Source organism: Streptomyces sp. NPDC046925 (assembly GCF_040644915.1).
Classification (GTDB): Bacteria; Actinomycetota; Actinomycetes; order Streptomycetales; family Streptomycetaceae; genus Streptomyces.
On the sequence record NZ_JBEYWZ010000012.1, the window covers coordinates 78,276 to 97,165 of the forward strand.

Genomic DNA, 18,890 nt, shown 5'->3' on the forward strand with positions numbered 1-18,890 from the left:
GGGTGTACGTCATGAGCGCAGCCGCCGACGGCTTCCGCATGCCCGCCGAGTGGGCCCCGCACGAGCGCACCTGGATGGCGTGGCCGTGCCCCAACCCGACCTTCGACGACCCCTCGGGCCTGGACGAGTCCCGCATCGCCTGGGCGAACGTCGCCCGTGCCGTACGCCGCTTCGAGCCGGTCACCGTGGTCTGCGGACCCGCGCAGGCCGCGTACGCCACCGAGTTGCTCGGCCCGGACATCGAGGTGGTGGAGCGGGAGCTCGACGACGCCTGGATGCGGGACATCGGGCCGACCTTCCTCACCGACGGCAAGGGCCGCCTCGCCGCCGTCGACTGGACGTTCAACGGCTGGGGCGCCCAGGAGTGGGCCCGCTGGGACCACGACGCGAAGATCGGCGCGTACGTCGCCGACCTCGCCGGAGCCCGGACGTACCCCTCGTCGCTGGTGAACGAGGGCGGCGGCATCCACGTCGACGGCGAGGGCACCGTCCTGCTCACCGAGACGGTGCAGCTCGGCCCCGAGCGCAACCCCGGCTGGACCAAGGAGCAGGTCGAGGCGGAGATCCACGCCCGCCTCGGCACCACCAAGGCGATCTGGCTGCCGCGCGGCCTCACCGCCGACTACCCCGGCCACGGCTTCGGCACCCTCGGCCACGTCGACATCGTCGCCGCCTTCGCCGCGCCCGGTGTGGTCCTGGTCCACTCCCAGCGCAACCCCGACCACCCCGACCACGAGGTCAGCAAGGAGATCGTCGCCGCCCTCACCGGACAGACGGACGCGCGCGGCCGCACCCTGCGGATCGTCGAGGTGCCCGCCCCGACCGTCCTGAAGGACGACGACGGCTGGGTCGACTACTCCTACATCAACCACTACCTCTGCAACGGGGGCGTCGTCCTGTGCGCCTTCGGCGACCCCCACGACGAGATCGCGGCCGGTATCTTCCGCGGCCTCTTCCCCGACCGTACGGTGACGCTCGTCGACGCCCGTACGATCTTTGCCGGAGGTGGTGGCATCCACTGCATCACCCAGCAGCAGCCGAAGGTGTGATCAAGGAGAACGACATGGCAGGCCAGGCCCGCGCGCGGAAGAACGCCCCACCGCGCGAGGACGTCCTTGCCTGTGCCATGGAGATGATCGCCGAGCGCGGCCTGGAGAAGCTGACCATGGCCGCGCTCGGCCGTGAGGTCGGCATGAGCAGCGGCCACCTCCTCTACTACTTCCGCACCAAGGACGAACTGCTCCTGCGCACCCTGGAGTGGAGCGAGTCCGCGCTCGGCGCCGAACGCGGCAGGCTGCTCGCCCGGCAGGGCACCGCCCGCGAGCGCCTCGACGCGTACGTCGATCTGTACGTCCCCGACGGCCCCGGCGACCCCCACTGGACGCTCTGGCTGGAGGTCTGGAACCGCTCCCTGAACGCCGACGAGGACGAGCGCGACCGGCAGGTCGCCATCGAGAGCGCCTGGCACCGCGACCTGGTGGCGCTGCTCGCCGAAGGCGTCTCGCGCGGCGAGTTCGGGGCCCTCGATCCCGACCGGTTCGCGGCCCGCCTGCGGGCGCTGCTCGACGGGTTCTCCATCCATGTGGCGATCGGCCTGCGCGGCACGGGGCGTGACCAGATCCTGGCGCACGTCAGGGAGTTCCTGGACGGAGCACTCGCCTCCGGTGCCTCCCTGGACCCGGACGACCCCGTCTAGGTTGTACGCGTTCCTGCGGATTGTGCGTCTCCTGGTGGTGCGCTTGTATCCCCGTGGGCCCTCGGTATCGGGCCGGGGGCTGCGACAGGTTTTGGGGGAAGCCATGTCCACTGCCAGATGTGTGTCCATTGCCGGGCGTGTGTCCTTGCTGACCGGGAGCGCCTTACTGATCACGGCGCTCGGCGTGACGGCGTTACCGGCCGCGGCGCAGGCCGCGCCGCACGAGCCGCCGGTGCCGCGGGTGGAGCGCGTGAGCACCGCGGCCGACGGGACCGAGGCCGACGGGGCCTCCCGTACCGCGTCCATCTCGGGGAACGGCCGCTATGTCGCCTTCTACAGCGACGCGGAGAACCTGACACAGGGGCATCAAGGACCGTACGACTGGGCGTTCGTGAAGGATCTGGAGACCGGCGAGGTCAAGCGCCTGCGGAACTCCATGGCCGCGCCCGTGATCAGCGACGACGGACGGTACGCGGCACACACCGGCTGGGGCTCGCACGGCATCAACGTCTTCCTCACTGACCTGGACACGGGGGAGATCAAGCAGATCGACGGCCGGGGCTTCAAGTACAGCTCTTCCTCGCCGGCCATGAGCGCGAACGGCCGCTACATCGCCTACGACCTCCAGCCGCAACACCCCGGAGATCCGCAGCGCGTCGAGGTCTACGACCGCGAGACGGACACCCGCGAGGTCATCAGCGACGGACCGCCCGACTCGGCCCGCGACATGGTGGACCCGTCCATCAGCGCCGACGGTCGCCATGTCGCCTACGAGGACAAGGGCACCGGCCAGGTCTGGCTCCGCGACCGCACCACGGACAGCCTCACCCGCGTCGACGACGGCACCCCTTCCGACCTGGTGCAGGTCAACGGCCGCACGGTGGCGATGAACGGCCCGGACGGCGCCTACGTACGCGACCTGCGCACCGGAAAGGTCCAGTACATCGCGGGAGGAAACGCGCAGGCGGTCAGCCGGGACGGCCGACAGCTCCTCTACGGCGTCAACGGCGACGGCCAGTCGGACCTCAGGCTGCGCCACCTGCCCAGCGGCCGCGAGCGGACCATCGGCCACGGAGGCGCCACGGCGGGCGCGATCGCCGACAAGGGCCACGGCATCGTCTACGCCTCGGACGGCACGGACATCGTGCCGGGCGACACGAACGGCGCGAGCGACATCTTCAAGTGGACAGTTCCGCGAACACCGCAACCATAAGACCATCTCGCGCATCACAGACATTGCACGCACCGAACATCCGGCAATAACGGGGGATTTGAAGCATGCACAGAACCAAGCGCCGCGCCGTCCTGGCCGCCGCAGCACTCGTCGTCGCGGTCACCGCCGCCACCCTGCCCGCCGCGTCCGCCGCGCCCGACGCCGCTCCGGGTACCGAACGTGTCAGTGTCGGCCGGGGCGGGGCGCAGGCCGACGGGGCGTCGGAGTTGCCGGACGTCAGCGACGACGGGCGGTACGTGGTCTTCTCGACGGAGGCGAAGAACCTCGTGCCGGGCGACACCGACACCTGGCCCGATGTCTATGTCCGCGACCAGAAGCGCGGCACGGTCGAACGGGTCAGCGTGCAGGACTCCGGCGCCGAGTTCACCGACTTCGTGAGCCAGCGCCCGACCATCAGCGCCGACGGCCGCTACGTGACCTTCGCCGCCGTCACGTACGACGAGGACGGCACCTACTACAGCGGCATCTACCTGAGGGACCTCAAGAAGAAGCGGACCGAGCTCGTCAGCCTCTCGGACGCGGACAAGCCCGTGACCGGAGAGAGCACGACACCCGCGCGGACGAGCGCGGACGGCCGGTACGTCACGTTCGTCTCGCAGCTCAAGGAGAACGGCGACTACATCGACGGCATGAACACCGGCGTCTACGTCCGCGACCGCAAGAAGGGCACCACCAAGCGGATCAGCGAGATCGTCACGGGCGGCGCGAGCTCCTCGTACTTCATCTCGCAGTTCACGACGAGCGCCGACGGCAGCCACATCGGTTACTCGATAGGCCAGCAGCGTCCGGGTCTCGACGGCCGTACCTACATCTACGACATGAAGGCCGGCGAGGGCAGGCGCCTGGACCTCACACCCTCGGGCGCCGACCGCGAGGTCGGCGTGAGCTCGCTGACCAAGGACGGGCGCTACGGCGTCTTCTCCGCCCGGTCCGGCGACCTCGTCCCCGGCGACACCAACGAGAAGTACGACATCTTCCGCATCGACCTGCGCACCGACGCCATCGAGCGGATCGTGTACGACGCCGAGGGCGGTCAGACGGAAGGCGACTCGATCGAGGCCCGGATCACTCCGGACGGCCGCCGCGTGGTGTTCCAGTCCAGCGCCCCGGGTCTCGTCGCCGGCGACCCCGGCAAGGGTTCGCTCTACGTACGTGATCTGCGCACCGGAAAGAACCAGCGCGTGGACGTGCCGCAGGGCGGCGGCGACGCCGACTCCGCCGTGTCCCACTTCGGGATCGCCGCGGACGCGAAGACCGTCGTCTTCTCGTCGGACGCCACGAACCTGGTGACCGGTGACACCAATGGGGTGCGGGACATCTTCGTACGGCACCTGCGGTAGAGCCGGGGCCCGCACCATGCGGGCGGCGCGTCCATGCGCCGCCCGCATGGTGAGACGGGGCAGCGCGGTGTGTGCGGGCTGTGGCAGGCTGCCACCGTGCTCTCGTTCGCCATGATTATTGGCAGCAGGCGCGCCGGTCCGCAGTGACCGTCTCGTACCACCATGTACGGGCGGACACCGTCGTCTCTCAGACCCGCGCGCAAACCTCTCGTACCCACGAGGGGTTTTTTCGTTTCCTGGCCCAACATCAGCCGGACGCGGAGCGCGGGGGATCATTGAGGCGGTGGAGCCGGTCATTCCGGTAGACCGAGATCCGACACAGGAGCCAGATCAGCATGACGGAAACCAGCACACCCGACGATTCGTTCCACGTCTTTGACACCACGCTGCGCGACGGCGCGCAGCGCGAGGGAATCAACCTGACCGTCGCGGACAAGCTGACCATCGCCCGGCACCTGGACGACTTCGGCGTGGGCTTCATCGAGGGCGGCTGGCCGGGCGCCAACCCCCGCGACACCGAGTTCTTCGCCCGCGCGCAGCAAGAGATCACCTTCCGGCACGCCCAGCTCGTCGCCTTCGGCGCCACGCGCCGCGCGGGTGGCTCGGCGGCCACGGACCCGCAGGTCAACGCCCTGCTGGCGTCCGGCGCCCCGGTCATCACGCTCGTCGCCAAATCCCACGACCGGCACGTCGAACTCGCCCTGCGCACCACCCTGGAGGAGAACCTGGAGATGGTGCGCGACACCGTCTCCTACCTCGTGGAGCAGGGGCGGCGCGTCTTCGTCGACTGCGAGCACTTCTTCGACGGCTACCGCGCCAACCCCGAGTACGCGAAGTCCGTCGCCCGCACGGCCTCCGAGGCGGGCGCCGACGTCGTCGTCCTGTGCGACACCAACGGCGGCATGCTCCCCGCCCAGATCAAGGCGATCGTCGGCACCGTCATCGCCGACACCGGCGCCCGGCTCGGCATCCACGCCCAGGACGACACCGGATGCGCGGTCGCCAACACCCTCGCCGCCGTCGACGCGGGCGCCACGCACGTGCAGTGCACCGCCAACGGCTACGGCGAGCGGGTCGGCAACGCCAACCTCTTCCCCGTGGTCGGCGCCCTGGAGCTGAAGTACGGCAAGCAGGTCCTGCCCGAGGGCGCCCTGCGCGAGATGACCCGCGTCTCGCACGCCATCGCCGAGGTCGTCAACCTCACCCCCTCCACGCACCAGCCGTACGTGGGCGTATCGGCCTTCGCCCACAAGGCGGGCCTGCACGCCTCCGCCATCAAGATCGACCCGGATCTCTACCAGCACATCGACCCGGACCTGGTGGGCAACCGCATCCGGATGCTGGTCTCGGACATGGCGGGCCGCGCCTCCATCGAGCTCAAGGGCAAGGAGCTCGGCGTCGACCTCGGCGACGACCGCGAGCTGGTGGGCCGGGTCGTCGAGCGGGTCAAGGAGCGCGAGCTCAACGGCTACACGTACGAGGCTGCGGACGCGTCCTTCGAGCTGCTGCTGCGGGAGGAGGCCGAGGGCCGCGCCCGGCGCTACTTCCGCGTCGAGTCCTGGCGGGGCATCGTCGAGAACCGCCCCGACGGCACGCACGCGAACGAGGCGACCGTGAAGCTGTGGGCCAAGGGCGAGCGCATCGTCGCCACGGCCGAGGGCAACGGCCCGGTCAACGCGCTCGACCGGGCACTCAGGGTCGGCCTCGAGCGGATCTACCCCCAACTCGCCAAGATGGATCTGGTCGACTACAAGGTCCGCATCCTGGAGGGCAAGCACGGCACGTCTTCCACGACCCGGGTCCTTATCTCCACCAGTGACGGCGACGGCGAGTGGTCGACGGTGGGCGTGGCGGAGAACGTCATCGCGGCGTCGTGGCAGGCCCTTGAGGACGCCTACACGTACGGCCTGCTGCGGGCGGGCGTCGAGCCCGTGGAGTAGAAAACCGGACCGTCGCGGGCCTCCGTCCGCGGCCCGGCTGAGTTAGCTTCGAAGTATGAACAATGGGGCGAAGCGAGTAGGTGTCGCGCTGTCCGGGCTTCTCGTGGCTCTGGGCGCCGTGTCGTTCACGGCGGCGCCCGGGGCCGCGGCCGAGGTGCGGGCCGCGAGCGTCCCGGCCGTGGCCGACGCCTGGGAGAAGAGCCCGGTGTACGTGGACCCGGCCGTCTCGGACCAGCTGTCCGGCGCCGACACGAAGGCCCTCGCGCAGAAGATCAAGGACGCCGACAAGCCGGTCTTCGTGGCGGTGCTGCCCGCGGACTTCCCGAAGAAGGACCTCTTCGACAAGCTGCGCACCGAGACCGGCGTGACGGGCCTGTACGGCATCCGGCTCGGTGACGCCTTCGACGCGAAGGCCGACCGGCAGGTCCTGAGCAGCAATGCCGTCTCCAACCTCGTCACGACGTACGGGGACGAGGCCGACACCAAGACCCAGCTGAACGCCTTCGTCGACCAGGCCGTGAAGGACGCACGCGGCTCGGCGCCCGACTCGTGGGGCGGCGCCGGTTCCGACGACGGCGTCAACGTGGGCGCTCTGGTCGGCGTCGGCGCGGTGCTCGTCGCGGGCGGCGGCGTCGCGTACGCGCGGATCCGGCGCAACCGCAGGCGGCGGGCCGAGGAGCAGCGAGCGGCCCTGGAGAAGCTGCGGGTCGTGGTGGACGAGGACATCACCGCGTACGGCGAGGAGCTCGACCGCCTCGACTTCCACCCCGCGGAGGCGGGCGCGGACGACGCGATGCGCGCCGACTACGAACGCGCCCTCGACTCGTACGAGAAGGCGAAGTCGTTCATGGCGGCGGCGGAGCGGCCCGAGCAGGTGCGGGCCGTCACCCAGTCCCTGGAGGACGGCCGCTTCTCGCTCGCGCTCCTGGCCGCGCGCCGGGAAGGCCGAGCGCTGCCGGAGCGCCGTGCTCCCTGCTTCTTCGACCCGCGTCACGGCCCCTCGGTGAAGGACGCGCAGTGGGCGCCGCCGGGCGGGACCGAGCGGACGGTCCCGGTCTGCCTGGCGGACGCGACGCGCCTCGCGGACGGCGAGCAGCCCATGTCACGGACGGTGGCCACGGACTCGGGGGAGCGGCGCCCGTACTGGGAGGCGGGCCCGGCCTACGGTCCCTGGGCCGGCGGCTACTTCGGCGGCGGTCTGCTGCCGGGCCTCCTGGTCGGCACGATGCTGGGCGGCATGATGGCTAGCCCCGCCTACGCGGCGGACTACGGCGCGGGGTACGGCGACTTCGGCGGCGGTGCGGGCACCGGGTTCGAGGGCGGCGACTACTCGGGCTCGGACTTCGACCCCGGTGACTTCGGGGGCGGTTTCGGGGGCGGGGACTTCGGCGGGGGCGGCGGGGACTTCGGGGGCGGCGGGTTCTAGGGAGGACCGGGTGGCGGCCGGCCGGGGTTGACGGCACGCGAGATTGACGAGACGATACGTATCGTTCCGTTGAGAGTGCGTCGGCTCGGAGGCCTTCCCATGCAGCACGTCCCGTCCATGCAGCCCACGCAGCAGTACGTCGACGCCGCCCCCGGCGTCCGCCTCTGGACGGAGCGGCGCGGTGCGCCCGACGCCCCGGCGCTGCTCCTGGTCATGGGCGCCCAGGCATCCGGCCTCGGCTGGCCCGACGCCCTCGTCGACGCGCTCGCCGCCCGCCACCAGGTCATCCGCTACGACCACCGGGACACGGGGCGCTCCACCACCGCCTTCGACGAGCACCCGTACGCGATCACCGATCTGGCGCGGGACGCCGTGGCGGTCCTGGACGGCCTCGGTGTCGAGCGGGCGCACCTGGTGGGCATGTCACTCGGCGGGATGCTGGCCCAGCTCGTTCTCGCCGACCACCCCGAGCGCGTCCTCAGCGCCACCCTGATCGGCACGTGCGCGCTCAGCGACACCCCGTACGCGGCGCCGGACGGAACCGACATCCCGGTCGGTGAACTCCCAGGCATCGCCCCGGAGGTACTGGAGATGTGGTCCCGCCCCGTCGAGGACAAGGGCCCGGAGGCCGAGCTGGACCGCAGGGTCGAGCACTGGCGCGTCCTGAACGGCGGCATGCTCGACGTCGACGACTCCTACTTCCGCGATCTGGAGCGCAGGATCATCACGCACACCGGCACGCACGTCGCCTCGACGGCTCACGGACGGGCCGACGACTCCGACATGCTCCGCACCGACCAACTGGCCGCCGCGAAAGTCCCCGTGCTCGCCGTCTCCGCCCCGGCCGAACCGGTCTTCCCGCCCCCGCATCCGCACCACCTGGCGCAGGTCATCGGCGGCGACACCCGGGTGGTGGAGATCGCGGGCATGGGGCACGCGCTGCCCCCGGCGGTGCAGGGTCCGCTCGCGGAAGCGATCCTGACGCACACCGCACGGGCCTAGTTGCGCCGTTCCGCCGCCGCGTGCCACCAGGCCGGTGGCGAGGGGCCGACCACGCGGGACATGGGCTGGCCGGGATGCAGGCCGAGCGGGCGGAGTGCGTCCGCCCGGACGTGGATCACGAAAGAGCCGCGCCAGTGACCGTCGGCCCCGCGGCCGCAGATATGGTCGACGTACACCTCGTCCGGCGCGAACGGCATCCAGTCGATGCCTCGCTCACGCAGTCAACCGCGCAGAGCGGCGAGCGGCCGCGGTCGGCCGGGGACGTTCTCGTACGAGGCGACGGTGATCCACTCGTCGGGCCGGTCCGGGGTCATGGCGTCATCATGCCAGGGCGTCGCCCAACCCCGTGAGCTCCGCTGAGAGTTGCCAGAGGCGGGCCGCCGACTCCGGGTCCCTCGCCCACGGCTTGACGCCGCCGATCAGCATGTCGTCCGTCGTGGCGGGCTCCGCGATGTCGCAGTCCTGGCAGTACGCGCCGCCACGGGCGTCCAGCAGCGGTGACGTCGCCGCCCAGACCGCCGTGGCCGCGCCCTGCGCCGGGCTCTTGAAGCCCTGCGCCGGTGTGCCGTCGTCGGACATCCAGCCCTGCGCGAGCTGCTCCTCGCGGGGAACGTGGCGCTGGAGAGGGGTGAGGATGCTGCCGGGATGCACGGAGAAGGCCCGTACGCCCTTGCCGGTCGCGCTCAGGGAGTCGAGGTGCAGGGCGAAGAGCGCGTTCGCCGTCTTGGACTGGGCGTAGGCCAGCCAGCGGTCGTAGCCCTGGTCGAAGTGCGGGTCCGTCCAGCGGATGTCGGAGAGAAAGTGCCCGGACGAGGCCACGGAGACCACGCGCGCGGTGCCCGGACTCAGCGCCGTATAGAGGCGGTTGACCAGGGCGAAGTGGCCGAGGTGGTTGATCGCGAAGTGGGATTCCCAGGCGTTGTCCGGGCCTACCCGGGTCTCGGGGCAGGCCATGACGCCCGCGTTGTTGATCAGGATGTCGAGGGTGCGGTGCGACGCGAGGAACCGGTCCGCGAAGTGCCGGACGCTGTCCTGGTCCGCCAGGTCCAGCGCCTGTACCTCCACGCGGTCCGTGCCCCGCAGCGCCGCTTCCGCCGTGCCGGGCCTGCGCGCCGGGACGACGACGTGCGCGCCCGCCTTGGAGAGCGCCCGGCTGATCTCCAGACCGAGGCCCGAGTAGCCGCCGGTGACCAGCGCCGTCCTGCCCGAGAGGTCGATCCCTTCGAGTACGTCGTCCGCCGTGCTCAACGCGCCGAACCCGCTGCCGATCCCTGTCTGTCGCGCTTGCTGTGTGCTCATGAGCGTGAAGCTAGATGCTGGACCGCGCTCTAGGGCAAGGTGGCGGGCGCACCCCGACGAGCGGGAGAAGACATGAGCGACGAGCACGGCACGAACACCACCTGGCCCCTCCTCGACCGTGCGCACGAGGCACTGCGCAGGGCAGTCCAAGGCGTGCCGGACGACGCCCGGGCCCTTCCGACACCCTGCGCGGAGTGGAACGTCACGCAGGTCCTCCAGCACGCCGCCGGCGACCAGCTCGGCTACGCCGCTGCCCTCACTGGAGGCCCCGGCCCCGCGGAGAACCCCTTCGCGCCCTCCGGGAAGCTGACGGACACCCCCGAGGCCCTGCTGGAACCGGCGCTCGCGGCGGTTGCCGAGGCCTGGGCGACGGTCGACGAGACGGTGCAGGAGGTACGGGTCCCGATCCCGCCCGGCACCATGACCGCGGCCCTCGGCGTCGGCGCGTGCGCACTCGACGCGGCCGTCCACGCATGGGACATCGCCGTGGCCACCGGCCAACCGTCGCCGCTCACCGACGACTTGGCGCAACCGCTGCTGGACGTGGCCCGGCAGATCGTCGAGCCGGTCCGCGCCTTCGCCTTCGCGCCGGCTCTTGAGGCGGGGGAGGGAGACGTGGAGAAGGGGGAGGCAGCCGAACTGCTCTGCTACCTGGGCCGCAACCCCGACTGGACGCCGTAACCGGGAGCCAAGTCGGCATTGGCACGCTCAGGCGCGCCCCGTCGGGGGCTGCATGCTCCAGGACCCCGAGTGCCCGGGCGGGAGCGCCAAGTCGCGCCGGACCGCCTGGTAGTAGCCCTCGCGTGTGGTCCGCTGACGCTCCAGGAGCGCGGACCAGGCGTCGGGGTCCCTGATGTCGTCGCGCAGGAAACGCTCCATCTCGACGACCGTCAGGACCCAGACCCGCGCCTTGTCCACCACATCCGGAGTGCCGAGCATCAGCAGCGCCTCACCGGCCGGATCCCGCGCGATGGCGGCCTCCGCCAGGTGGGGCGCGGCCTCCTCGGGGGACAGGGGGTGCGGGTGCGGGTCATTGCCGAGGTGGGACGCGACGCGGTAGGTGATCGTGACCGTCTGCTTCACCACGCGCGCGTAGTCCCCGTAGACGGCGAGACGCCGTTCGTCCCAGCGCGCCGCCTGCTCTCGCTGGAACCGGGCCCGATCGCCGCGGGTGATCGCCAGATAGGAACCGAGCGCGCCGACGATCACGCCTATGAGGGTGGGCAGTTGCTGCATGAACTCGCTCACGGCCCGAACCGTATAGGAGGTGCGGGACAGCCGGACAGCTGGGTACGTTCGGCGAATGCCGCCCATGATCCTGCTGCTGTCCGGAAGCCTGCGCGCCGGTTCCTCCAACGAGACCGTGCTGCGCACGGCGGAGGACGTGGCTCCGCCGGACGTACGCACTCTTCGCTACGAAGGCCTCGCGACGCTGCCCCACTTCAACCCCGACGACGACGCGGACCCTCTGCCGCAGGCGGTGACCGGGCTCCGGGCGGCGATTGACGCGGCGGCGGCGATCCTGGTCTGCACGCCGGAGTACGCGGGGACCTTGCCCGGATCGTTCAAGAACCTGCTCGACTGGACGGTCGGCGGCACGGAGATCTGCGACAAGCCGGTCGCCTGGGTGACCGCGGCGGCACCGGGCCGCGGCGAGGGCGCGTCGGCCACGCTGCGGACGGTACTCGACTACACGGGCGCCACCATCGTGGAAGAGGCCTGCACAAGAATCCCGGTACTCCCCAACACACCGACCAAGAACGGCATCCTCACAGACCCCCGCACGAGAACCCACCTGACGGAGACATTGCAGAGGCTGCTACAGCAGTAGCACCAACAAGCCCTCACACCGGACGCGGGGGAACGGCCCACCCATCCCGGACGCAGGGCCTTATGGCCCCGGACCACGGACCCCTGGGACGCACGGGACCCCCCCGGGCGCACGGGGCCCACTCGCCCCCCCCGGGGACGCACGGAGCCCCCCCCACCCCCAGGCACAGGGGAGCTCCCCCCACCCCGGACCCAGTCGAGCCCCCACCCCAGCCGCAGGCGCCCCTCCACCCGCCCCTGACCAGTCGAGCCCCCCCACCCCATCCCCGGACGCCCTTCCACCCGCCCCGGACCCAGTCGAGCCCCCCACCCCATCCCCAGCCGCCCCTCCACCCGCCCCGGACGCAAAGAACCCACCCACCCCACCCCCAGACGCGGGGTGATCGGGTGGGTGGGTGGGACAGATCCGTCGCGAAGCGGCGGCCTAGAGATCCCCCAAGGCTCAGGAGCCAGACTTAATCGCGGAAATGTCAAAGCTCAGCTTGATCTTGTCGGACACAAGCACCCCGCCCGTCTCGAGCGCGGCATTCCACGTGAGCCCCCACTCCGAGCGGAGAATCTGCGCCGTCCCCTCGAACCCGACCCGCTCATTCCCGAAGGGGTCCTTCGCGGAGCCGTTGAACTCCAGATCGATGGAGAGCGGCTTCGTGGTGCCGAGGATCGTCAGGTCACCGGTGATCCGGTAGTCGTCCCCGCCCAGCGCCTCCGCCTTCGTGGAGCGGAACGTCATCTCCGGGTACTTCTCGATGTCGAAGAAGTCCGCGCTCTTCAGGTGACCGTCACGGTCCGCGCTGCCGGTGTCGATGCTCGCCATCTGCACGTCGATGGAGGCCGTCGACGCGGCAGGGTCCGAACCGTCGAGGTGCAGCGTGCCCGCGACATCGGTGAAGGAGCCCTTGACGTTGGTGACCATCGCGTGGCGGGCGACGAAGCCGATCGAGGTGTGCGCGGGGTCGATCGTGTACTCGCCGGTCAGCGCGGCCAGGTCGGGGCTGACCGAAGCGGACGCCGATGCGGTGCCGGCGGTCGTGTCGGTGGACGACGGGGTGGTTTCGTTCTTGCGGCCGAAGAGACCCATGACTGCTCCTTGGGGACGAGCTGCGAGCGGGATACGAGCGGGATACGAGCGGAATAGTCGAGCTGCGAGTTGCGAGCTGCGGACTTGCTTATGTTGAATGTTCAACGAGATGAACTCTAGCCCCATTCAGTTCAATGTTCAACATCCAACACGCCGTGTTCGAGTGAACACGCACCGAACTCGAAGGTAGTACTCGCGCCGCAGGCCCGCCTCTCGGCCTCCGCACCGGATGGTGTGAGGTGTCTCTCACCGGCGCATGACCCGGCCCTTTGTTGAGTCCCTACAGCGCGACGGCCCTCTGAGCAGTCACTTAGGACGCACTGGAACGGGCTTCTGTTCGGGGGTGCCAGGAAAACGGGCCGGAGACTGTTCATAGTCGACGGTCCGTTTCGGTAGGCCCACTTCGTAAGGTCACTACATGACCGTTTTGGACGACACCGCTTCTACTCCCGAGGGCGAGCCCACCGACGCACGTGGACGCGTTGCCGAACTGCACGCGATCCGTGCCGAGGCCCTGCGCGGCCCGAGCGAGAAGGCGACGAAGGCCCAGCACGCGAAGGGCAAGCTGACCGCACGCGAGCGGATCGAGCTGCTTCTGGACGCGGGGTCGTTCCAGGAGGTCGAGCAGTTGCGCCGGCACCGGGCGACCGGGTTCGGGCTTGAGGCGAAGAAGCCGTACACGGACGGTGTGATCACCGGCTGGGGGACGGTGGAGGGCCGGACGGTCTTCGTCTACGCGCATGACTTCCGGATCTTCGGCGGTGCCCTTGGCGAGGCGCACGCCACGAAGATCCACAAGATCATGGACATGGCGATCGCGGCCGGGGCGCCGCTGGTCTCGTTGAACGACGGCGCGGGCGCCCGGATCCAGGAGGGCGTCTCGGCGCTGGCCGGCTACGGCGGCATCTTCCAGCGCAACACCAGGGCGTCGGGCGTGATCCCGCAGATCAGCGTGATGCTCGGCCCCTGCGCCGGCGGCGCGGCGTACTCACCCGCCCTCACCGACTTCGTGTTCATGGTCCGCGACACCTCGCAGATGTTCATCACCGGCCCGGACGTGGTGCGCGCGGTGACCGGCGAGGAGATCACCCAGAACGGTCTGGGCGGCGCGGACGTGCACGCCGAGACCTCGGGGGTGTGTCACTTCGCCTACGACGACGAGGAGACCTGCCTGGCGGAGGTGCGCTACCTCATCGCGATGCTGCCCTCCAACAACCGGGAGAACCCGCCCGTCCACGAGAGCGACGACCCCGCCGGGCGCCGCTCGGACGTCCTGTTGGACCTGGTGCCGGCGGACGGCAACCGGCCCTACGACATGGCCAAGGTGATCGAGGAACTCGTCGACGACGGCGACTTCCTGGAGGTCCACGAGCGCTGGGCCCGCAACATCATCTGCGCGCTGGCCCGCCTGGACGGCAAGGTGGTGGGCATCGTCGCCAACCAGCCCCAGGCCCTGGCCGGGGTCCTGGACATCGAGGCCTCGGAGAAGGCCGCGCGGTTCGTGCAGATGTGCGATGCCTTCAACATCCCCATCGTGACCCTGCTGGACGTGCCGGGCTTCCTGCCCGGCGTGGACCAGGAGCACGGCGGCATCATCCGGCACGGCGCCAAGCTGCTGTACGCGTACTGCAATGCCACCGTGCCGCGGATCTCGCTGATCCTGCGCAAGGCCTACGGCGGCGCGTACATCGTCATGGACAGCCAGTCCATCGGCGCCGACCTGACCTACGCCTGGCCGACGAACGAGATCGCGGTGATGGGCGCCGAGGGTGCCGCCAACGTCATCTTCCGCCGGCAGATCGCCGCCGCCGAGGATCCCGAGGCGATGCGGCAGAAGATGGTCAAGGAGTACAAGGCCGAGCTGATGCACCCCTACTACGCCGCCGAGCGCGGCCTGGTGGACGACGTCATCGACCCCGCCGCCACCCGCGAGGTCCTCATCAGCTCCCTGGCGATGCTCGCCAACAAGCACGCGGACCTGCCGTCCCGCAAGCACGGCAACCCCCCGCAGTAATCCTGCAGTAGCCCACAAGGAGAACGCTGCACATGACTAACCCCGACATCCGCGTAGAGAAGGGCCACGCCGAGCCCGAAGAGGTCGCCGCCATCACCGCGATCCTGCTGGCCCGTGCTGCCGCCACCGCGCAGACCCCCACGCCCCGCCGAGGCCGCGACAAGGCCGGCTGGCGCCGTCTGGAGCGCACCCCCGGCTTCCGCGCCCCGCACAGCTGGCAGGGCTGACCGGTCCCCTGAAGCAGCCGGCAAGGCCGACAGGCACCCCGAAGGACCCCGCCCTGGTGGCGGGGTCCTTCGGCGTATGCCCGTCAGGTCAGTCGAACTCTCCGTCCAGCACACCGAGCTTGAACGCGTACCACTCCTCCGCGGTGAAGCGCAGGACGAGGCCACGAGGGTCCGCGGGGTTGCGCAGGGCCACTGCGCCGTTCCCCAGCGGTGCGATCTCCACAGGGCCCTCCACAGGGCTCCCGGGGGTGCTTGTCCACTGGGCGCGAGAGATGTCGAGGGCGTAGAGCAACGCCTTCTCCCGCTGTGTGACGCGTGTGCCGCTTGCCGTGTCCGTGCTCATATCTGCAGAATCCCGGAGTTGATTCCAGTAATGAATGCGCGCCACGCGGTGGAGTCGAAGACGAGTGTTCCGAACTCCGGATTCTTCGTGTCGCGAATCGCCCGCTGATCGGCCGAAAGCTTTGTGTGCTCGATGCAGCCGTTCGAGGCGCCGCTGTAGGTGCTCTTGTGCCAGTTCGCTTTCACTGAAATTTCTTCTGTCTCTGTGAACGCGGTACTGGCCGCAGATGTGCGAGACATCACGACCCGCTTTCCTTCATGTGGTCAAGGATGTACTGGCGAGACTCGGCGGGAGAGAGTGCCGCGGCCGTCAAGTCATCCCAGGCCTTGGTGTAAACCTGGACGTCAGGCCGCTGTTCCAGCAATGTTCCCCCGGTCATGTGTTCCAACCAGGTCACCTCTATGGGGGGTTCTCCGTGCAGGGTGAACACCGTGTACGGAGCGTACTGCGCGAGCGGCAATGTGATGTTCAGAGGGAGGATCTGAACGGTGACATTGGCCTGATTTCCCACTTCGATCAGGTGCTGAAACTGTTGACGGATCAATTCAGTGGGACCAGAAATGCGGTGCAGTGCCGGAGCGTCGATGACGACGCGGAGCCGGAATTCACTGTTCCCGTAGAGCAGATCTTTGCGCCTCAACCGCGTCTTCACAAGAGTTTCGACGCGATCAGCTTCGGCGCCCGCGGTGAATATCTGGCGCATATACGCCTCTGTCTGGAGCAGACCCGGCAGCACCATCGGCTCATAGGCGCGGATGAGCGAGGAGTCGGCCTCGAGAGTGAGGTAGTCGCGCAGGTCGCCGCTGAGCAAGGGGCCCTGTCCGGACCACCAGTCGACCTTGTGGATGTCCCGGGCCAGTCGCTTCAGATTCGCCCGCTGCTGATCGTCCTTCACCCCGTACAGATTGAGCAGAGTGGTCAGATCGAGCTGCCGAATGCCCCGTTTGCCTGTCTCGATCTGACTGATCTTTGGCTGCCCACACTCCAGTGCGTCGGCCGCGTCCTGCACCTTGAGGCCGGCGTCCGAGCGAAGTCTTCGCAGCTCGGCGCCGAGACGGCGGCTGCGCATGGTGGGCATCTCACTTTGCGGCATGCGCACATGATGTCCCGCGTCTTCCGGCCAGACAACTGTCATCTGTCCCAGCCCCTTTGAGGGATGTGAACAGCGAGTAATACTTGCCTAGGTGATAGATGCCTCGACATGATGCGAGTCCAACGTCCTTTGTTCTCGGTTGAGTTGACACCTACAGCGGTGCCGGAGGGGCAATGCCGAACACGTCCGCGGAAGAGCTCGTAGTGATCAGCAGATCCTGCGAGGTCCGCATGGAGTACGACCCGCACTGCCTGGAGCAGATACGCCGGATCGTCGGCGCCTGCCTGCGCAGTTGGGGCCTGGAGGCGCTGGTAGACGACTGCGCCTTCGTGGCCACCGAGCTGTGCAGCAATGTGCGGCACTGCACGCGCTCGTCGTTCGAGTTCGCCGTCCGTCGCACGGGCGCCGAGGGTGTGCGCCTGGAGGTGACGGATACCTCCACCGAGCTTCCGGTGGTGCCCACCGAGCCCCCGGACCCGTTCCAGGTCAGTGGGCGTGGACTGTTTCTCGTCGCGGCTCTGTCCACCGACGTCGGGGTCGAACCGACGCTCGGCGGCAAGATGGTCTGGGCGGAGCTGAAGGTGCCTGGTTTCGGCTGACGAGGCCGGTGGTGGGGGGTAAGACGTCGGTCGGACGCGATGCGTCGGCCGGCGTCTGCGTCTGTATAACGGCATGACTCTCCTCTCTCGTGCGGTCTCTCCGGGCCCTCACGGGCCTCTCTGACTCTCCGGGTACGCTCCGGGACTCTCCGGGGTCACCCCGGGGCCTGACGGAGCCCCTGGCGCTCTCCTGCGGCCGTTCTCGCGCCTGTGTCCGTTGTACCGCCGCACAGAAGGTGCCCTGCGGCCCGATTGACCGGATAGCGACCCGGCCCCGTCGCCGTCAGGGGCCGGCGCGGGCCCGGTCGGCACAACTGTTCCGGAACTGGCTCCGGCTTCCGCCTGAGTGGGGCAGGCGCATGTGGGGGCTCCGCTTCCTGCTCGGTCCGTCGTCGAAAGGAGGGCAGGAGTGGTCGCGCGAACCTGCCTCTCTCTCCAGCGAGAGTGCCATCGAAAACATCACAGCGGCAGGCATGTGTTTTGGCCAAAGATGTTACGCAAGGCGACAGGCCAGAATCTGAGCCCGTCCACACAGCAGTTCGCCCCCGCCGGCAGGAGCCGGCGGGGGCGAACGGTGAACGTGTGCGGGGCTGTTACCGCAGCCGCGCCATGAGCGCGTGCTCCACGAGCGTGATCAGCCCGCTCTTCGCGTCGGCCCGGTGCCGCGCGTCGGTGGTGATGATCGGGGTGTCCGGACCGATCTGCAGCGCCTCGCGGACCTCGTCCGGCGTGTACGGCTGATGGCCGTCGAAGCCGTTGAGGGCGATGACGAACGGCAGTCCGGAGTTCTCGAAGTAGTCGACGGCGGGGAAGCAGTCGGCGAGCCTCCTCGTGTCGACCAGTACCACCGCGCCGATCGCGCCGCGTACGAGGTCGTCCCACATGAACCAGAAGCGGTCCTGACCCGGCGTACCGAAGAGGTACAGGATCAGGTCCTGGTCCAGGGTGATGCGGCCGAAGTCCATGGCCACCGTGGTGGTGGTCTTGTCCCCGGTGTGGGTGAGGTCGTCGATGCCCGCGGACGCGGACGTCATGACGGCCTCGGTGCGCAGCGGGTTGATCTCAGAGACCGCCCCGACGAACGTGGTCTTGCCCACGCCGAAGCCGCCCGCCACCACGATTTTCGCGGAAGTGGTGGAGCGGGCTGTTGCTCCGCCGCTAGAGCTTGCGAAGTCCACTGAGCACCCTTTCGAGCAGTGTCACGTCTGGCTGGCCGCCGGCGGTCTCGTCGCCGCCCGGCTGATGGATGGCGACAAGTCCGGCCTCCGCCAGGTCGGCTACGAGGATTCGGGCGACGCCGAGGGGAATGGAGAGAAGTGCCGAGATCTCAGCGACTGACTTGATCTCCCGGCACAGATTGCAGATCCGCTGATGCTCCGGCAACTGGCCCTGGAGCTGGTGCGGCTGGGCGGTGGTGTGCACCAGCGCCTCGATGGCGAGCTGGTAGCGGGGCCTGGTACGGCCGCCCGTCATGGCGTACGGACGCACCAGGGGGTTGCTCGCAGCACCCGCGGGCGCCGGTTCGGGGGCGCGTCGCTGTGGTTGCACTGGCTGGATCCTGGGGGTTTGAGGCTGCTCGTACGGGCTCTGGCGGGGGCCCGGCTGCTGCGGCTGCTGATAAGGCCTGCGGTGCTGGCTGGGCGCGGAGGGGAAGTTGTACCGGTTCGGCGCCCCTTCGTGCGGCCCCTGACCCTGGCCGTGACCAGGCGACCAGTTGGCCGATGACGAACCGTCCGGGGGTGTTCCTGAACCTGCCACGTACTCCTCCT

The 18,890-nt window shown here is 69.5% G+C and carries 21 protein-coding genes; 12 read left to right on the forward strand and 9 right to left on the reverse strand.

Annotated features, from left to right (window positions below):
- The first annotated feature begins 11 nt into the window (after positions 1-11).
- The 7 genes from ABZ906_RS35515 to ABZ906_RS35545 all read left to right on the forward strand — a co-directional run bounded on the left by ABZ906_RS35515 (position 12) and on the right by ABZ906_RS35545 (position 8,638).
- A complete protein-coding gene (locus ABZ906_RS35515; protein ID WP_361389931.1) occupies positions 12-1,049 on the forward strand; it encodes an agmatine deiminase family protein in 1,038 nt (345 codons plus the stop codon).
- A 14-nt stretch (positions 1,050-1,063) separates the two neighbouring features.
- The gene (locus ABZ906_RS35520; protein ID WP_361194264.1) at positions 1,064-1,696 is read left to right on the forward strand and encodes a TetR/AcrR family transcriptional regulator; all 633 of its coding nucleotides are present in this window, start codon (positions 1,064-1,066) and stop codon (positions 1,694-1,696) included.
- 184 nt (positions 1,697-1,880) lie between these two features.
- A complete protein-coding gene (locus ABZ906_RS35525; RefSeq protein WP_361389933.1) occupies positions 1,881-2,909 on the forward strand; it encodes a protein TolB in 1,029 nt (342 codons plus the stop codon).
- 65 nt (positions 2,910-2,974) lie between these two features.
- On the forward strand, positions 2,975-4,270 hold the full coding sequence (locus ABZ906_RS35530; RefSeq protein ID WP_361389935.1) for a hypothetical protein: 1,296 nt from the start codon (positions 2,975-2,977) through the stop codon (positions 4,268-4,270).
- A 335-nt stretch (positions 4,271-4,605) separates the two neighbouring features.
- Positions 4,606-6,210, forward strand: a complete 1,605-nt coding sequence (gene cimA / locus ABZ906_RS35535) for a citramalate synthase (RefSeq protein WP_361194257.1) — start codon at positions 4,606-4,608, stop codon at positions 6,208-6,210.
- A gap of 55 nt (positions 6,211-6,265) precedes the next feature.
- Entirely contained in the window at positions 6,266-7,636 is a 1,371-nt protein-coding gene (locus ABZ906_RS35540; protein WP_361389937.1) for a hypothetical protein, read from the forward strand.
- Between the two features lie 99 nt (positions 7,637-7,735).
- Positions 7,736-8,638: an alpha/beta hydrolase gene (locus ABZ906_RS35545; RefSeq protein ID WP_361389939.1), complete on the forward strand. Its 903-nt coding sequence runs from the start codon at positions 7,736-7,738 to the stop codon at positions 8,636-8,638.
- Here ABZ906_RS35545 and ABZ906_RS35550 read toward each other — a convergent pair.
- Positions 8,635-8,835: a hypothetical protein gene (locus tag ABZ906_RS35550; RefSeq protein ID WP_361194249.1), complete on the reverse strand. Its 201-nt coding sequence runs from the start codon at positions 8,833-8,835 to the stop codon at positions 8,635-8,637. The genes ABZ906_RS35545 and ABZ906_RS35550 overlap by 4 nt on opposite strands.
- 124 nt (positions 8,836-8,959) lie before the next feature.
- On the reverse strand, positions 8,960-9,937 hold the full coding sequence (locus ABZ906_RS35555; RefSeq protein WP_361389942.1) for an SDR family NAD(P)-dependent oxidoreductase: 978 nt from the start codon (positions 9,935-9,937) through the stop codon (positions 8,960-8,962).
- Between the two features lie 72 nt (positions 9,938-10,009).
- Between ABZ906_RS35555 and ABZ906_RS35560 the strand changes: the two genes are divergently transcribed.
- Complete coding sequence (locus ABZ906_RS35560) at positions 10,010-10,618, forward strand: TIGR03086 family metal-binding protein (protein ID WP_361389944.1); 609 nt, start codon at positions 10,010-10,012, stop codon at positions 10,616-10,618.
- A gap of 27 nt (positions 10,619-10,645) precedes the next feature.
- Here the strand turns inward: ABZ906_RS35560 and ABZ906_RS35565 are convergent, their stop codons facing one another.
- Positions 10,646-11,185 carry a hypothetical protein gene (locus ABZ906_RS35565; RefSeq protein ID WP_361194236.1) on the reverse strand — a complete coding sequence of 180 codons (540 nt, stop codon included), beginning with the start codon at positions 11,183-11,185 and terminating at the stop codon, positions 10,646-10,648.
- 55 nt (positions 11,186-11,240) lie between these two features.
- Here ABZ906_RS35565 and ABZ906_RS35570 point away from each other — a divergent pair, with 55 nt between their 5' ends.
- Complete coding sequence (locus ABZ906_RS35570) at positions 11,241-11,768, forward strand: NADPH-dependent FMN reductase (RefSeq protein WP_361389946.1); 528 nt, start codon at positions 11,241-11,243, stop codon at positions 11,766-11,768.
- A 441-nt stretch (positions 11,769-12,209) separates the two neighbouring features.
- Here ABZ906_RS35570 and ABZ906_RS35575 read toward each other — a convergent pair whose 3' ends face one another.
- The gene (locus ABZ906_RS35575) at positions 12,210-12,845 is read right to left on the reverse strand and encodes a YceI family protein (protein WP_361194232.1); all 636 of its coding nucleotides are present in this window, start codon (positions 12,843-12,845) and stop codon (positions 12,210-12,212) included.
- A gap of 418 nt (positions 12,846-13,263) precedes the next feature.
- Between ABZ906_RS35575 and ABZ906_RS35580 the strand changes: the two genes are divergently transcribed.
- The gene (locus ABZ906_RS35580; protein ID WP_361389948.1) at positions 13,264-14,859 is read left to right on the forward strand and encodes an acyl-CoA carboxylase subunit beta; all 1,596 of its coding nucleotides are present in this window, start codon (positions 13,264-13,266) and stop codon (positions 14,857-14,859) included.
- 32 nt (positions 14,860-14,891) lie between these two features.
- On the forward strand, positions 14,892-15,086 hold the full coding sequence (locus tag ABZ906_RS35585; protein WP_361194226.1) for an acyl-CoA carboxylase subunit epsilon: 195 nt from the start codon (positions 14,892-14,894) through the stop codon (positions 15,084-15,086).
- 88 nt (positions 15,087-15,174) lie between these two features.
- On the opposite strand, the gene ABZ906_RS35590 is transcribed toward ABZ906_RS35585, so the two are convergent.
- From ABZ906_RS35590 to ABZ906_RS35600, 3 genes are read right to left on the reverse strand one after another with little or no spacing between them, the layout of a single operon-like run.
- Complete coding sequence (locus ABZ906_RS35590; protein ID WP_361194223.1) at positions 15,175-15,429, reverse strand: DUF397 domain-containing protein; 255 nt, start codon at positions 15,427-15,429, stop codon at positions 15,175-15,177.
- Positions 15,426-15,668, reverse strand: a complete 243-nt coding sequence (locus tag ABZ906_RS35595; protein ID WP_361194351.1) for a DUF397 domain-containing protein — start codon at positions 15,666-15,668, stop codon at positions 15,426-15,428. Before ABZ906_RS35595 ends, ABZ906_RS35590 begins: the two co-directional genes overlap by 4 nt.
- Positions 15,668-16,522 carry a helix-turn-helix transcriptional regulator gene (locus ABZ906_RS35600; RefSeq protein WP_361194348.1) on the reverse strand — a complete coding sequence of 285 codons (855 nt, stop codon included), beginning with the start codon at positions 16,520-16,522 and terminating at the stop codon, positions 15,668-15,670. The genes ABZ906_RS35595 and ABZ906_RS35600 overlap by 1 nt, the downstream gene beginning before the upstream one ends.
- Before the next feature lie 173 nt (positions 16,523-16,695).
- Here ABZ906_RS35600 and ABZ906_RS35605 point away from each other — a divergent pair, with 173 nt between their 5' ends.
- Positions 16,696-17,121: an ATP-binding protein gene (locus ABZ906_RS35605; protein ID WP_361194220.1), complete on the forward strand. Its 426-nt coding sequence runs from the start codon at positions 16,696-16,698 to the stop codon at positions 17,119-17,121.
- Positions 17,122-17,714: 593 nt separating this feature from the next.
- Here the strand turns inward: ABZ906_RS35605 and ABZ906_RS35610 are convergent.
- Both ABZ906_RS35610 and ABZ906_RS35615 read right to left on the reverse strand, forming a co-directional pair.
- Positions 17,715-18,299, reverse strand: a complete 585-nt coding sequence (locus tag ABZ906_RS35610; protein ID WP_190084708.1) for an ATP/GTP-binding protein — start codon at positions 18,297-18,299, stop codon at positions 17,715-17,717.
- Complete coding sequence (locus tag ABZ906_RS35615) at positions 18,280-18,879, reverse strand: DUF742 domain-containing protein (protein WP_361194216.1); 600 nt, start codon at positions 18,877-18,879, stop codon at positions 18,280-18,282. Before ABZ906_RS35615 ends, ABZ906_RS35610 begins: the two co-directional genes overlap by 20 nt.
- Positions 18,880-18,890: the final 11 nt, after the last annotated feature.

Coding starts and splice junctions, on each gene's coding strand:
- ABZ906_RS35515 (WP_361389931.1), top strand. CDS start 12: ATGAGCGCAGCCGCCGACGGCTTCCGCATGCCCGCCGAGTGGGCCCCG.
- ABZ906_RS35520 (WP_361194264.1), top strand. CDS start 1,064: ATGGCAGGCCAGGCCCGCGCGCGGAAGAACGCCCCACCGCGCGAGGAC.
- ABZ906_RS35530 (WP_361389935.1), top strand. CDS start 2,975: ATGCACAGAACCAAGCGCCGCGCCGTCCTGGCCGCCGCAGCACTCGTC.
- cimA (WP_361194257.1), top strand. CDS start 4,606: ATGACGGAAACCAGCACACCCGACGATTCGTTCCACGTCTTTGACACC.
- ABZ906_RS35540 (WP_361389937.1), top strand. CDS start 6,266: ATGAACAATGGGGCGAAGCGAGTAGGTGTCGCGCTGTCCGGGCTTCTC.
- ABZ906_RS35545 (WP_361389939.1), top strand. CDS start 7,736: ATGCAGCACGTCCCGTCCATGCAGCCCACGCAGCAGTACGTCGACGCC.
- ABZ906_RS35550 (WP_361194249.1), bottom strand. CDS start 8,835: ATGCCGTTCGCGCCGGACGAGGTGTACGTCGACCATATCTGCGGCCGC.
- ABZ906_RS35555 (WP_361389942.1), bottom strand. CDS start 9,937: ATGAGCACACAGCAAGCGCGACAGACAGGGATCGGCAGCGGGTTCGGC.
- ABZ906_RS35560 (WP_361389944.1), top strand. CDS start 10,010: ATGAGCGACGAGCACGGCACGAACACCACCTGGCCCCTCCTCGACCGT.
- ABZ906_RS35570 (WP_361389946.1), top strand. CDS start 11,241: ATGCCGCCCATGATCCTGCTGCTGTCCGGAAGCCTGCGCGCCGGTTCC.
- ABZ906_RS35575 (WP_361194232.1), bottom strand. CDS start 12,845: ATGGGTCTCTTCGGCCGCAAGAACGAAACCACCCCGTCGTCCACCGAC.
- ABZ906_RS35580 (WP_361389948.1), top strand. CDS start 13,264: ATGACCGTTTTGGACGACACCGCTTCTACTCCCGAGGGCGAGCCCACC.
- ABZ906_RS35585 (WP_361194226.1), top strand. CDS start 14,892: ATGACTAACCCCGACATCCGCGTAGAGAAGGGCCACGCCGAGCCCGAA.
- ABZ906_RS35590 (WP_361194223.1), bottom strand. CDS start 15,429: ATGAGCACGGACACGGCAAGCGGCACACGCGTCACACAGCGGGAGAAG.
- ABZ906_RS35595 (WP_361194351.1), bottom strand. CDS start 15,668: ATGTCTCGCACATCTGCGGCCAGTACCGCGTTCACAGAGACAGAAGAA.
- ABZ906_RS35600 (WP_361194348.1), bottom strand. CDS start 16,522: ATGCCGCAAAGTGAGATGCCCACCATGCGCAGCCGCCGTCTCGGCGCC.
- ABZ906_RS35605 (WP_361194220.1), top strand. CDS start 16,696: ATGCCGAACACGTCCGCGGAAGAGCTCGTAGTGATCAGCAGATCCTGC.